Source organism: Allosphingosinicella sp. (genome assembly GCF_036403745.1).
Classification (GTDB): domain Bacteria; phylum Pseudomonadota; class Alphaproteobacteria; order Sphingomonadales; family Sphingomonadaceae; genus Allosphingosinicella.
On the sequence record NZ_DASWQI010000082.1, the window covers coordinates 1 to 14,279 of the forward strand.

General features: G+C 62.3%; 9 protein-coding genes. 5 read left to right on the forward strand and 4 right to left on the reverse strand.

Annotated features, from left to right (window positions below; translation table 11 throughout):
- The first annotated feature begins 264 nt into the window (after window positions 1–264).
- Entirely contained in the window at window positions 265–1,170 is a 906-nt protein-coding gene (locus tag VGC56_RS15170; protein ID WP_464126217.1) for a tyrosine-type recombinase/integrase, read from the forward strand.
- A gap of 388 nt (window positions 1,171–1,558) precedes the next feature.
- On the opposite strand, the gene VGC56_RS15175 is transcribed toward VGC56_RS15170, so the two are convergent.
- The 3 genes from VGC56_RS15175 to VGC56_RS15185 are packed head-to-tail and all read right to left on the reverse strand — an operon-like array spanning window position 1,559 to window position 5,179.
- The gene (locus tag VGC56_RS15175) at window positions 1,559–2,446 is read right to left on the reverse strand and encodes a response regulator (protein ID WP_464126219.1); all 888 of its coding nucleotides are present in this window, start codon (window positions 2,444–2,446) and stop codon (window positions 1,559–1,561) included.
- Between the two features lie 34 nt (window positions 2,447–2,480).
- Complete coding sequence (locus VGC56_RS15180) at window positions 2,481–3,293, reverse strand: response regulator (protein WP_464126221.1); 813 nt, start codon at window positions 3,291–3,293, stop codon at window positions 2,481–2,483.
- Window positions 3,293–5,179 carry an ATP-binding protein gene (locus tag VGC56_RS15185; protein ID WP_464126222.1) on the reverse strand — a complete coding sequence of 629 codons (1,887 nt, stop codon included), beginning with the start codon at window positions 5,177–5,179 and terminating at the stop codon, window positions 3,293–3,295. Before VGC56_RS15185 ends, VGC56_RS15180 begins: the two co-directional genes overlap by 1 nt.
- 188 nt (window positions 5,180–5,367) lie before the next feature.
- Between VGC56_RS15185 and VGC56_RS15190 the strand changes: the two genes are divergently transcribed.
- The gene (locus VGC56_RS15190) at window positions 5,368–6,711 is read left to right on the forward strand and encodes a PDDEXK-like family protein (protein WP_464126224.1); all 1,344 of its coding nucleotides are present in this window, start codon (window positions 5,368–5,370) and stop codon (window positions 6,709–6,711) included.
- 10 nt (window positions 6,712–6,721) lie between these two features.
- Here the strand turns inward: VGC56_RS15190 and VGC56_RS15195 are convergent, their stop codons facing one another.
- Entirely contained in the window at window positions 6,722–7,084 is a 363-nt protein-coding gene (locus VGC56_RS15195) for a hypothetical protein (RefSeq protein WP_464126226.1), read from the reverse strand.
- Window positions 7,085–8,000: 916 nt separating this feature from the next.
- Between VGC56_RS15195 and VGC56_RS15200 the strand changes: the two genes are divergently transcribed.
- The 3 genes from VGC56_RS15200 to VGC56_RS15210 all read left to right on the forward strand — a co-directional run bounded on the left by VGC56_RS15200 (window position 8,001) and on the right by VGC56_RS15210 (window position 13,954).
- The gene (locus VGC56_RS15200; RefSeq protein ID WP_464126227.1) at window positions 8,001–8,957 is read left to right on the forward strand and encodes an aminotransferase; all 957 of its coding nucleotides are present in this window, start codon (window positions 8,001–8,003) and stop codon (window positions 8,955–8,957) included.
- A complete protein-coding gene (locus VGC56_RS15205) occupies window positions 8,942–12,583 on the forward strand; it encodes a DEAD/DEAH box helicase (protein ID WP_464126229.1) in 3,642 nt (1,213 codons plus the stop codon). The genes VGC56_RS15200 and VGC56_RS15205 overlap by 16 nt, the downstream gene beginning before the upstream one ends.
- Window positions 12,584–12,697: 114 nt before the next feature.
- Window positions 12,698–13,954 carry a DUF2235 domain-containing protein gene (locus VGC56_RS15210; protein ID WP_464126231.1) on the forward strand — a complete coding sequence of 419 codons (1,257 nt, stop codon included), beginning with the start codon at window positions 12,698–12,700 and terminating at the stop codon, window positions 13,952–13,954.
- Window positions 13,955–14,279: the final 325 nt, after the last annotated feature.

The following is a 14,279-nucleotide window of genomic DNA, read 5'->3' on the forward strand; positions in this document are numbered from 1 at the left end:
GCTCACCAGCTCCTCGGCCGCCAGCTTGAGGTCGCGGGTCATCAGATCCCACACCTCAACCTCGCCAAATTCAGGCGCAAGAACCTGGTCGGTCAAGCTCTATAATTCCCGATTATCTTTCGACCACGGCTCGAACCTAGAGCGTCCCCGGCTTGGAAAGAAGTCGGAAAAGTATCTCCGTTATGGACTGATCGCGGGAGCCGCTTCGGCCCGTCGAATCCGGAGGTCGAGTTGATAGTTACACCCACAAGCACGGCTGCCTATGTGCGACACCTCAAGGCGACGCGCGCGCCTTCTGAGCACACGCTGCGTGCGTACCAATCCGATCTACGCGACTTCGACAAGTTCCTTAGGCGCCGAGAACTGTGTCCCAAGGATTCCGAAACGCTCGTCGCCTATGCCGCGCATCTGGCTGACGAGCGGCTCGCAGCGCCTCAGACCTTGCGACGCAGAATGGCGTGCCTGCGTGGCTTCTATCGAAATCTCGTTCAATCTGGCGTGATCCACAAATCGCCTTTTGCAAACGTCGAAATGCACCTGCCCCGGCCGCGGTCACTGCCTCGAGCGCTCACTCGGGGTGAGGCGCGACGACTGACGGCTGCAGCTGCCAGGGCGTGTTTCCAAACGCGGCGACCCCTGTCGCAACGCGCTTTTCCCGCTGCGGTGCTCCTCTTCGTTTCTGTGGGGCTGCGGGTCAGCGAGCTTGTGAGCCTTCGCTCGAGCGACTTCGATCCGGAGACTGGCGCGCTGCGAGTCCGCGGCAAAGGCCGGCGGGAGCGATGCGTGTTCGTCGTGGATGCTCGATTGCAAGAGATTATGGCGCAACTCGCGGCGAGACCCGGAATGACCTCGCTCCTCGCGCCGTCGCCGAAAGCATGGTCGACGCAATCGGTGCGCCGCGAGCTTGCACGCTTTGCCGCTGAGACGGGTTTGGAACGCAAGGTGACGCCGCACATGTTGCGCCATACGTGCGCGACGTTGCTGCTCGAGGACGGGGTCGACCTGAGGTTCCTGCAACGCCTGCTCGGCCACGAAAATATCGCCACGACGACCATTTATGCACATGTCGGGGACGCCGGCTTGAGGCGCGCGCTCGAGAGCGCAGGACTTCTGTCTAGGCTCGAAGCAGATGTCGGCCCGAGGAGTGGGCCGGCGCGACACAGGCGCTAGAGCACTTGAACGCGAATCCCGGGTTCGAGCGCGATGTTCATCGCGTCGTCGGCTCAGGGCTCACGTCGAGACCGACTGCACGCGTACGAGATGGCCGGCGTGAGGGTTTCCTCAGACGCGAGCCGCCAGAGTGTCTCACCAGCAACCGTAAAAGGCGGGCTCCGCGCGCGGGACGAGTGTGGGGGTCGGGGGAACGCTAAGTCGTCCTCAGCAGGCATTCTCGATGTCAAGCAGGAGCGCGTCCCTGCGGAGCGGCTCGACGAGCTTCAGTGCCAAGTGACGCCATCGGTATCGCCAGCGAGCTGGACGTCTGGGCGGGCGGCCATAAGCTTGTCCCATTTCGGAAGGCAGTTTTGTGCACTTGGAGCCGCCCGGGACCATCAGGCTCTCAGAGCTGTCGTTGAAAGATCGCAGTGAGGCGGTCTTTCCTCTCGGACCATGGCGCCTCGATTAGCTCATCCAGCTCTCCGCGGTGCAAGGTGAGCATCTTCGTGTCCGCCGGGTGAGTTTGCTGCAGAATCCTGAATCCGCTGCTCGCCCGCACCCAGGAAACCATGATTCCGACCCGGCACCCGTTCTTGGCCTGCACCTTGGTCATGAAGACCGAGAAGTCGCTGGTTTCGGGCGGTGCCTTTCGGTTCTTGCACTCGACGATGATGTGAAACGAGCCCAGCTCTCTCCAGAAAGGAAGATCGACGGCGTTTTCGAAGATCAGATCGATCTCCCCGAGGGGCTTGTTCAGGTTGTTCCCGACGAGCGTCATCCCGTCCACGGAGGACAGGATGTTGGCGACCAGCATCTCGAACAGCTGGCCCTTCTTCTGCTCATCCGCTTCTTCAAGGCGCAGCCTAAGCTCGCGGATCGTCTCTTCACGCGCCCGGTGCGGATCGCCGAGATCGCCATAAACGCGGGCAGCGATGAGCAGCTGCTCCGGTTCCGTGAACTTCGGGATAAGACCTAGCGCGCCGAGCTGGACGCATCTTATGCAATCCTCCACGGAAATGTCGCCGTGGGTGAAGATCAGAATCTTTGCCGAGGGGGTATAGGTCCGTGCCACCGGCATCAGATCAACCGCGGTGGTTATCGTCCCATCCGGCCGTTTCTCCAGGTTCATGTCGAAGAACATAACTTTGACTTTTCGAAATTCGTCCGCGCGCGCTCGCTGAACAAAGTCTTTCGCGCTGGTAGAGCCGATCGCCGAAATGCCGGCGCGCTTCAATCGCTCGACGATCAGGTTGACGAACGACTCTGCGTCGTCAAGCACCAGGATGGTCACCAACTCTCTCCTACCACGTGAGCGGGCGGCCGCATCAGCCGCCGCCGAAATTCTTTCGAAGACAGCCAGCTTGCTCGACCACGGCCAGGGTAAGTCCCCCCTTCGTTCGCTCATAAAGGACGGGCGCCGTCTCGACCCCACGATGTTGAGTGATTTCCGAATTGCTTCCGCACAGGGCCATCCGGACGGCGCACCCTTGCCCTTTGGACCAGTAGAGTCCCGTCAAGCAGTCCGGTGAGGCCGGTTTGAGTCCGCGATTCGACTCGTCATTGGACGGCACCAGAGGAGCCAACCACTTGCAGGCGTCGAGCAGGAGATCGCGTAGAACCGTGAAGCCGCCGCTGAAGGTGGTGCCCTCCAGGATTTGGTGGACGAAGCCGGATTCCGTCTTGTCGGGCGCCAGCGCCGCCGCAAGGGAATGCCAGTCCCGCCCTTGGAGCGGGGGGCGGCTGGCGGCGAGCGTGTCCTTGACCGTCGTCAAAAAATAAGCAGACTCTCGTTCTGCCCGCTCTTTGCTAATATAGCCGTCCGCGCCGTGCTCTCGCAAGATTTCCGCGACGAGGTCGGGATCCGACTGGCCGCTGAGCACGAGGGTCTTTGTTCCTTCGCGAGCAGCGTTGATTTGCTTCAGCACGTCAATTCCGTCGCGGTTGGCCCGGTCCTGTGGTCCAGAAAGCATGATGTCGATCAGCGCCAGGTCGAAACGCAGAGCGCCGATCGCGGCGGTGGCGTCTCGCAGACTGCCGCACGTCTCCACCCGAACGCCCAGCCGCTTCAGAAAGGCGGCATAGATCAAGCGCGGCGGCTCCTCGTCCTCCACCACCAATATCTTCTGGCGCCTGTCCATCAGTCGCTTCCTTCGCTCATGGGCCGAACCTCATTGTGAATCCTTGGTTTATACGCTGCGAAGTGAAGCGCCACTTCGAAATACTCCTGCCCTACCGAATCGAGCTCCACCCGACCTCCGATAGAGGCGATGTAACGCTGTGCCGCAACCAGCCCATAGCCGCTCCCGCCGGCCTTGAAGGTTACGCCAGGATCGAATTTCCTCAGAGCAACGAGTTGCTCCTGGGTGACGCCGTGGCCGTTGTCCCGTATCCGTACGATCCACCCTTCGTTCAGCTCCTGTTCCTGACCCTTCGGGATCACCTCCTCGCTAAGCGTAACAGTGATCCGCCCTGGTCGGCCATCCTCCTTCATGCGTGCCACGGTCGCTTCTACTGCGTTGTCGAAAACCGTATAAAGATGCTGCTTGATCAGCGTAGAGCAATAAATATTCGCCGAGTCAGCTTCCTCGCTAGCGACGATATCAATCGTTATATATTTGGCATCGCCAGCAAGGAGGCAATTGTAGGCAAGATGCACCGCTGATTCCACGACGGTTCGCAAAGCGAGTTGAGTTTCTACGGCATATCCAGATATATCGTCAATGAATCCACGAGAGTAGCTCGCGATCGTTTCGTGGACAGCCAAGACTTGAACTTGAGTGTGCCGTAAGTCCTCGATATTTACCGCGATCTCCGCCGCCGCATTCCCAGCTAGATCTTGCTGCGCAACCCACCGGCTGACATCCTCTATCTGTTGCTCAAGTAATTCAGCACCTAGTTTTTGCGCCGAAAGCGGTGTCCTGATGCCGTGCCGGTAGGTCTTCGCGAGTGCGTCTAGATATTTCTGTGTCGAAGTCGAGATGGAATTCTGCATCGCGGTATTCATCCGCATTCGATCCTCGAAGACGGCGGCGAGGCGACCGAACGTATCCGCCAGCTCAAGCAGTGTTTGGCGATGGAGGAAGGAGAAGGCGTCGGGATAGCGCGACTCGATGTTGATGATGCCCACGGACGAGTTATCGACGTTCATGCGGACCGCCAATTCGGTTCGGGCCTCGTGCTCCGGGTCGTCGAAATAGTTCTTATACCGTTCACTATACTGGGGATAGGTCGGATCGCCGCAGAAGAAGGGAAGATCTGGATACTCGATTAGCAGACCCGAAATAGACCGCCTAACGGCGACCCGCGTGGAGGACTGCATCGAACCCGTCATAGCACGAATGACGAGATAATCCGGCGGCACGCCAACCGCCGTTTCCGGGACCATCAATATTTGGCTGCTCGGCGTGCGATCGACGGCACCGAGCGGACCGAAAGTGGGCAAGAATTCAGGGATCCGCCGGGCGAGGCTTCGAAAGCAGGCGGAGGGAGAGAGGTCGTTGGCGACGAACTCGCCCCACAGAGCCTGCATACGCGCATGACGCCCGGCACGCTCGAACTGGCGGTAGGCGATCGAGAGCTGCGCGGCGATGTCGGCAACCGCTTCCTGGAAGGCCGGGCGGCGGAGCTGGCGCCGATCCGTCTCCGTTTCGGCCGCTGCAACCAGCAGGCAGAGCAGGTCTCCGGCCGGTGTGTGGATCGGCGCGAGCAGACATGAGCTCGCGCCCACAAAGACTTCGAACAGGCGGGTATCGTCGGCCGCCTCGACGAGGCGGCTCGGCCCCGAGCCGCCATTGGTCACGAATGTGGCGAGGGTCGGAGTAACGGGAACCGGCTCGAAGGGCGGCGGGTCACCCGACCTCACCAGCGGCTGGAACTCGCTCTCCATATAGACCAAGAACCCCGCCGGGCCGGCAAATGCGTGGACAGATCGCAGGTCTGCTGCAATCTCGACGAACAGCTCTTCCACCTCCTGAACCGGGGTATCGTCATTGAATCCCAGGATCCTATGGTCGATCTTCCGCAAGAGCGCGCGTTCTCCCGCGGCTATGACCGCGTCTGCCGCTACGGCGCTCAACCGATCCTCTGTTTCCATTTCTTGGCCTTTATTTCACCATACAATGCATCACAGATGCGACGGCTACTGGCAATCCCGAAGTCGGCCGGCACTGGGAACGCCAACATTCGTCTCGGCAAGGAAGGCGGCTGTGCCTCGTGCTGAAGCCCGTTCAAGGACCGATCGAGCTCTGGGATACTGACGAGTTGATTGGGGCGATCAACACCTGCTTGCGGGGTAAATTGCGCCTCAGCCGTTGCCCGTCCGGATTACACGAATATGCTCAAGTCGTGACGCCGATCGATGTCCTCCACTTCGCCCGAGGCAGACTCAACGCCCAACGCGCGGCAAAGGCTGTCTATGGAGGGCGGCTCGCGCCCGATTTCCCGATGTTCGACTTCGTCGGTACCGCGGAGGGCGGGCTGTCGCGTGTGATCGCCTGGCTCCTCGACCCGGGCGGCACCCACGCACAAGGCGCGAGGTTCCTCGCAGCCTTTCTCGAAAGGCTTGGTCTCGATGACGAATGGATGAGCAGTGCCCCTAAAGCGCGGGTCTGGACGGAGATGTCGACTGGGACCCTCGCCGACGTGGGTTACTTGGACATCCTCATCCGCCTCGGCAGCCGTTCCCTCGCGATCGAGAATAAGCCCTCCGCACCAGACCAGCCAAGGCAGGTGGATCGGTATCTCAATTCCCTGGCCGAGAATTGCCCAGCGGGTCATTGCCTCCTCTACGTCTCCGGATCGGGTGATGGTCCTTCCGCATTGAGCATCGATGAGGAGCGGGCCGAGACGGAGATCGCCCGCGGGACGCTGATCGTGCGCGGGTACTCGGCGCTGATCCCTTGGCTGGATGTTTGCGTCTCGGTCTGCCGTGCGCCGAGCGTGGCGGTGGCTGTCGAAGGACTGATCGGCCACATCAGAGAGGAGTTTATTGGCGTGAGCGACGTCTACGAAGCCTTGGACTTGGCGACGGCCGTATGTGCCGATCCTGCAATGCTCGACGCCACGCTGGCCCTTCTTGAAGCCGAGCAGCCGATCCGGGGGCGCATTCTGGCGCGCTTTCAGCAAACCGTCCGAGACAGGATTGCCGATCGTAATCACTGGCACGTGATCCGCAGTGACTTCGGTCCGGAACGGCACTCCGCATTCCTCATCGGTTTTGCACCTGCGACAGAGGTCGGCTTCGGCTTTCAGTTCGACAAGCCGCGCTATAGTTCGCTCTTCTACGGTGTCGCCAGTGAACAAGGTCGGCCCATTCCTGCGCGCCCAAAGACAGCCCTTAAACGGTTCTTGGAATCGGCATCAGGGACCGACTACTGGCCGGTCTGGAAGAGCGTGGGACCGAACGACCGCTACTTCACGCTTGCCAGACATGCCGACCGCGAGTTCTGGCTCGCCGCATACGATGGTCGGCTAGCCGAGATGCTGATCTCGTTTGTCGCGGACGCGGAAGCGGCGTTGCGCCGCGCCGGGCTTTGGGACGCGATCCGATCATTGTGAAGCGCGGCCGCTAGCGAATACGGTTGGGCAAGCGTGCAGACAGGACTTGCCGCCTTTGCGGCACTGCCTCCGGGTCGGCCGTGACTATGGAGCGACGGTGCTCGATCCGTACTGGCGTCACGGCACGTCTCACCGCCGGATCGTTGAAGAAGGGACGTAGCGCTTCGATGTCGCGGTCGCTTACTTTCGGCTCTAGACCCGCCATGGCACGATAGAGTGCCTGCACGGGGACCGTGACCGTCCCGACGACTTGGTCCACGTCCCTTTCGAACCCGACGGGAAGTACCGACAGGCAGTCATGATGTAATTGCCGCACATCCATCTGCACGACCTGACCGCTTTCCCGCTGTTCGATCCTCCACGAGCGCAGCATGGTCCATAACGCCCGAGCCACTTCGCAACGTGGCTCTCGAGATCCTCGCCACTCTGCGTCTCCGGCCTCACGTAATACCGGTCCAGCTGAGACGTCTCATGGGCCAACACTAAGTCGCGGAGGTACGCGTCGAGAAGGAGGAGGCGGCGCTGCAACTCAGTGAATGTGAGGATCTGCATCCCTCGTTGTCCCACTGCCACGTCACGTCCAGCGGTCGAAATAGGGCCTCGCGAGATGAGCCATGCCTGATCGACCTCACCTCTCGCAAGAAGAGGCCCATAATCGCTAGCGAACTGAGTAGCCTCCTTCAGCGGGAGCGTGCCCGCGAAGTCCTTCATCTCGAATACATAGCGTTGTGGGCCCGCTATCTCATCACGGGTCCAGATAGCTGCCACGTCAACGTTCTTATAGACGACGTGCGCCTCGCTCCTCGTGTGAAAGCCGGCGGCCGAGAGCACCCCCTCGACCAAGTCCCTGAACGCATTCCCCCTCGCCGAGCTGTTGCTGCTTGTCATTCTGTCACCATAGCAAGGCGCCGCCACCGGGGCGATGGGACGCCTCCGCCTCAGGACAGCTTCGGGCTCTTCGCCCGAACTGCGTTTCGCGCTCCGATCAAAGGCCGTGCTCGGCGCGGGCAGGACACGGTGCTGAAGCCAGCCGGACTACCTTTTCGCGCCAGGACGACGCGGGACTGTGGGTCCCCGCGTCTCGTGCCCGCATAGGGCAGGGCCCGCGGGGCATAGCGTTATCGCCGGTCCAGCCGCGGGCGGCACGGTCTTCGCCACGGGCAGCGTCGCCAGCGGAGGCTTCGCGGTTGCGCTGCGTCTGCCACCGGTCGGCACGGACGAATCCACTTGCACATTAACGCTTTAGCGGTTCACAGACCGCTCCGCAGGGGGGACTAGGGGGAGGGCTCTTGACACTGCACACCTGCTCGCCGCCGAAAGCGGCGTTGAAACGCTGGCTGAAGGACTTTCCCAGCGAGACTGGATCCTATGGGCATCTGCTGCTTGAGCAGCAAAGCCCATGCGACGACCAGCTGATTGCGGAACTCGTTCCCTACTTCGAATCCGCTCATGGAGACGCTCGCGCCTTTTTCCACGAGCAGATGGGGATCGATCTTCATCCCGACGCCGACGCGCCGGGCGCGCATGCGACCTATCCCTCGTGCCTGCCCCCCATCTCCCGCCGCGGTCTCTTCGGCGAGGTCATGGCAGGGCTCGTGACGGAGAGTTTCGCTTTTGTGGGCGGCCACGAGTGGCGGATTCCGGTCTTCCTGTTCCGCTTTCATGAGGATGCCGAGCAATACCTGTTCGCCCTCGCCCGCGAAGAGGGGCGCAAGCGCCAGGTTTACGGCCGGCGCGGGTCAGACTTCCTGGGCGTCGCTCTCAACGATGAAGGAGAGGTCGTCCGAATCATCGTCGGGGAGGCGAAGTGGCGCAAGGCCCTGCAGAAGGCCATCGTGCACGAGCTGATGTACGGAAAGGACGTCACAAACAAGAAGACGGGGATAACCAAAAACGACGGGCATGGGATATGGGCCCAGATCAATAAGGATGTTCCCGTGCCCCACGGTCTGAGGCAGCTGCAGCGGCTCATACGCGAGCTTGATCCAGAAACCTTCTCCGCGGCGATCCTGTCGCTCGACCGGGTGCTGATCGTTCGCGACGCGGAACCGCTCCCGCGAACGAACCTGATCTTCATTTCGGGGAACGACGTGCCGAGCCGCGGCGCGGCCGTCTCGCTGATCCCCTGGCAGGAAATGCCTGAAGATTATACCGCCGGGCACGACCTGCAGGTCGTCGAAATGATCCTGACCGACGGGGAGGAGGTTATCGACGGCGTCTACGACGCCCTTTGGCCGGCGTCCTGATGCCCGCTCACGATCAGGGGCGACTTGACGTCGCCAACGGCGCCCGCATCGGCCTTGCGCTGGAGAACGAGCTCTCCGCCGGCCAAGCCCGCTCCTATGTTCGCTGCCTGCAGATCGGCTGGAACGTCCCGACCATCGCGTGGAGGCCCGGGGACTCCCGGGCGCAGCTGGCGGATGCCCGCCGCTTGTTGCTAGCGGCTGAGATCTTTGTAGAAATCGAGGGCGCCAACTCTCCGAAGGCGCTCGACTGTTATCGCCGCGCCGGCGAGATTCTCGAATGGTTGGCGAGGGCCGCCGACGACACGCGGCGGCTCGCCCCCATCGAGCTACTGGCAGGAGCCGCCTTTCAGCTCGGTGGCTTGCCCGCGATGGCGTCGGGCCTCCTCGCCCAGGTCGGACCGGAGGGCGATGGAAACGCTCTATTCGCGAATTTCCTTCGGGCGGATTTCGATGAAGTGCTCGTCCACGTAGCTGCTTTCTGGCGGGACAATCCAAGTCTCACCGAAGTGGACGCCGCGCGTCGCCTTCTCACCGAGGACAGCGACGATCGTCTCGCTTGGTACTTCACGGTGGAATTGGTGCGTGCCCTGGGCCTGTTCGCGGATTCGTTGCGCCGCGGAGAAGAAGGGCGCCTGGAAAAGGCATTCGTCAAGCTGAAGGCGCTCGACGATACGGCCGTTCGCACCTTCAGCGACGATGTCTCGCTCTTGGTTACGCTGTTGCGGCAGGTGGCCCAAAGCTACCTCGCCGCAAGCATCTACGGCCCGATGCGCGAGCTCGGGCGCCTCAACCCCGAGCGGATGCCGCGCATGCTCGCATTTGCGCGGGATCAGTTTGCCCGCGGCCGAGGCATCCTCTGGTCGTCGCAACGCGCGGGCCTTCGCCGTCTGCTCCAAAATTCCTCCTTCGCGCTTTGTACCCCGACCGGGTCCGGCAAGACTCTGGTGGCAAATCTAGGCCTCGTGAAGGAACTGCTACTGCGCGACCATGGCGGGATCGCGCCGCTCGCACTCTATCTCGTCCCGTCCCGGGCGTTAGCCGGTGAAGTCGAGGCAAAGCTGACCGCGGAGTTGGGACGGGATCTCGTCATCACCGGGCTTTACGGTGGGTCCGACTGGGGTATCACCGACTACTGGCTCAACGCCGATCGGCCGACCGTCCTTATTGCGACGGTCGAAAAGGCGGACGCGTTGATGCGCTATCTCGCCCCGCTGCTGCTGGGCCGGCTTCGGTTGCTCATCGTGGACGAGGCGCATCAGGTTCTCCCGGAAGACAATGACAACGGGCGGGTCGCTTTTGCCGATCACAGCAGCCGCGCGCTTCGTCTCGAGGGCTTCGTCTCTCGCCTCATCGCTCAATCTCCCGACATCGTGCGGATCGCCCTGACCGCAGTTGCCGGCGGCGCGGCCGGGCCGGTTGCGCGCTGGATCGAAGGCCGCGAGGACTCCGAGGCGATCGGCACCCGGTATCGGAGCACGCGGCAGGTCATCGGTGTGCTTGAAACGGCGCCGCAACGACGGTCTACGATGCTTCTGGAGCTGATGAACGGCCGTCCGCTTTACGTGCAGGACCGGCCGGAGCCGGTCTATCTCAACCTGCAAATTCCAGCGATGCCGCAACTGCCGGCGGGGATGCGCTCGAGCCTCAACCGATTCAACCAGGTGACCGTGTTGTGGACGGCGCTCCATCTCGCCGAGGCCGATCGCCGTATTCTCATCTCCCTCGCACAGGAACCGGAACAGACGATGCGCTGGTATGCCGAAGCGCTCGCCTTGCCGACCTGGACCGGCTTCCCCGCTTTCCAAGTGCCGGAAGGATGGCGGGGCGAGCTCTTCGCCGAGGCGCGGGAGACGTGCCTCGACTATTGCGGAGAGGACTCCTACGAAACCCGCCTGCTTGATCGAGGCATCGCTACGAGCCACGGCCAGATGCCACAGCGGCTCCGCCGCCTTATGACCGCGCTCATCGAATCGAAGGTGTGCCCCATAACCGTGGCGACGGCCACGTTGACTGAAGGGGTCAACCTGCCGTTCGACATCATATTCGTCACATCGCTCAAGCGAAGCGCTTACGACAATGCGCAGCAGCGCCCAGTGATCACGCCCTTCACGTCTGCCGAATTCCGCAACCTCGCCGGTAGGGCCGGGCGGCCGGGCGCGACAAAGGGGATGGAGGGCCTAACGTTGGTCGCACTTCCGACCTCCATCGCGACCACTGCTGCCGGCCAGAAAGCGACGCAACGCGATCAAATGGCGGGCCTGCGCGACGACTACGACAAATTGCGCGAAGCGCTTCGCCTCGACGAACTCGGCGGCGACGCATCGCTCAGCCCGCTCGCTATGCTGCTGGGCGAGCTGCGGGCAAAGGCCCGGATCTATTTCCGACAGTTCTCCGACGAAGCCTTTCTCGACTGGCTGGAGCGGGTGGAGCCGGAGGATGTGAGCGCCGAGGCCGGCACGGGCTCGAGCGACGGTTATTCGCGGCTGGCGGACACAGTCGACGAACTTGACGCCTTTTTGGTGACCGCGCTTCAAGAATTGACCTTGCTGGATGAGGAGCTTGACGGCGCGCAGGCGGAGGCGCAGCTCGCGCGCCTTTGGCGAAAGACGTTCACGGTCGCGGCCGCCGCCCAGGAGGCATGGCTCGAACAGGCCGTGCTGCGCCGCGGGCGAGCCATCGTCGAGACGATCTATCCGGACGTGGAGGAGCGCCGTCGGCTCTATCAATACGGCTTTTCGCCCTATGTCGGCCGACGCTTCGAGGCTATCGCCCCTGCGATATTGAAGCAGCTGGAGGCCGCTGGCGACTATGGAAGCGAGGATGCGCAGGAGCGGGTTGCCCATTTCGTCGCGATCGGGGATCTTCTGAAGGGCGACCGGGGCTTCGGTTTCCGGGTACGCGAGACCCAGACGGACGAGCGAATGCTGCGGGATTGGATCGGAATTCTTGATTGGTGGATGCGGGTTCCGGGCGCCCACCAGCCGGCTGCCGGCGATCTGCGGGCGCGCCAGCGCTTCGTTTCTGACAATCTGGAGTTTCGCCTCGGCGTGGCAGTCGGAGCAGTTGTCGCGCAGAGATGGTCGGCCGGCGCGGGCGATCCGCTGACGATTCCCTCGCTTGCCGATTGGAAGTCCACAACGGGATTGCCGTGGTTCGGCTTCTGGGCCCGAGAGCTGCTGCGGTGGGGGACGCTGGATCCGTTTGTCGCCTTCGCTCTCGCCCAGGGGCGCGCGAAAACGCGCGAGGAGGCCGAGGGCCTCCGTAGGCATTTCGAGAGTTGGCTGGAGGATGAGCTTGGAGCCCCGGAGTCAGAGGATTTGATCGACCCCCAGCATTTCTTGGCCTGGGAACGCTCGTTGCCGCGGCGAGTCCGGGATCAGGCGGAAGTCTCGCCAGATGAGGCTCGTCTCACCGGGACCACGGGCGCCCGCCCGCGCTACAATGTGCTGCCGATCCCCAGTGACGATGAGGTGATTTGGATCGACGCTGCTGGTTATGAGCTCGCGCGGTCGCCGGACGAACTCGGCCTTTACAGCGTCCGCGAATCCGCAAACGACTACATTCTGGACGCGGCAGGCGCACCCGTTGTTCGCCGCGTCTTCCAGAAGGCCGCGCGCAGAGGATAATAGTCCCGGTTACTCCACGGCCGAGGCGGGCGCACCGGGAGCCGGGCACTACAGGAACTTGGCTATGTCTCGGATCTGGCCTTCACGTCGCCCCTTGACGGCTGGAGGGGGTAGGTGGACCATCATGAAGTGGGGACCTGCGTGGGGGGGACAGTGGCAGCGACGCAAGGGCGAAATCTCGTCGTCTGCTGCGACGGCACCAACAACGAAATCGGGCGGCTCCTCTCGAACGTCCTGAAGCTCTATCGGATCTCGGAAAAGAGTGACCGGCAGGTGGTCTATTACAACCCCGGGATCGGGACCGTCGGGATGAGGCGAACCTGGGGGAGGAGCCGTCAGGACCTCTCATCGCTCTTCGAAATGGCGACAGGGCATGGACTCGATCGAGACGCTCTCAATGCCTACTGCTTCCTGTGCCGGCACTACAAAGCGGGCGACAGCATCTACCTCTTCGGCTTCTCGCGAGGAGCCTACACAGTCCGGGTCGTAGCGGGGCTGGTTTACCTGATCGGCCTTCTGCGCGAACATCAAGTCGGCTTCGCCGATTATGCCCTAAAGGCGTATAAGGGGGCCAAGGCGGGGGACGATTATGCGCTGGCTCGCCAGTTCCAGCGGGTTGTGACCCCGCAATGTGTACCGATCCGTTTCCTGGGCTTGTGGGACACCGTCTCCTCCGTGATCGTCCCCAGGCACTTCCCGTTCATACGGTTTCGGCTGGAAGAACTTCCGTTCACCTCGGAGAATCCCGCGGTTCAGGTGGTGCGACACGCCATCGCGATTGACGAGTTCCGCCGCATGTTCCGGCCGAGACTCTGGGTGGAAGGGCAGGAATTTCGGCACAATCCATTTTCGCAACGACAAGCGGTCATTGCGCAGGACTGTCGGCAGGTCTGGTTCGCCGGCTGTCATTCCGACGTGGGCGGGGGATTTGTCGAGGAGGAGAGCGGCCTCTCCAAGTACCCGCTGATTTGGATGCTGGAGCAAGCAAGAGCGAATGGCTTGCTGGTGCGGACGCAGATGATCAACCATATCGCGCGAGGTCAGCCGCGGGTGGGCGCGCGGGATTACGCGAAACCGGATCCTACCGCGACGCTTCACCGTTCGATGAACTTGGGCTGGGGTCTCCTCGAGGTGTTCCCGAAGTCAACCGCATACCAGGAGTGGCCGGCTCGCCGGCGGCTCGCCGGACTTTACCTGCCGCGGGCAGAGCCGAGGTACATACCCCCGCGCAGCCTCCTTCACACGTCGGTTGTCGAAAGAATCCGCAAAATCCCGCAGTATGCGCCGGTGAACGTCACCGCCGACTACCTCACTGAATCGATGAGTGGACCACTCCCGAAGCCAAAGCCGAAGGGAAGGCGGGCGCCATAGGAGATTCTCAGATCAATCGAGGGTGTCGCCCTTCCCCCCTCAGACATGGCTGGCGGGCAATGTGATCAGGATGGTCGGACGTCGGGATCAGCAAGCAGCCGCAGCGAGGATCTGACCAAATCGGCGGCGTGGCCTGGCAGGTGGCTCCGGCGCACTTGCCGACGATCGACTCTGCTGGTGGAGATACAGGTCGCTCAATACTCCACGCGACAGCTGGATAGATGATCCGCTTCGACATTCTGCCATCGAACCGATGGTCCTTGTTCGTGATTACCTAGGGCACTATCACTCGCGGCTGCCCAGCACGAACCCAGGCAGCGATTTC

What these genes read in the sequence shown, in the direction of transcription:
- VGC56_RS15180 (WP_464126221.1), bottom strand. Translation starts at nt 3,293, where the DNA reads ATGGACAGGCGCCAGAAGATATTGGTGGTGGAGGACGAGGAGCCGCCG.
- VGC56_RS15195 (WP_464126226.1), bottom strand. Translation starts at nt 7,084, where the DNA reads ATGCTGCGCTCGTGGAGGATCGAACAGCGGGAAAGCGGTCAGGTCGTG.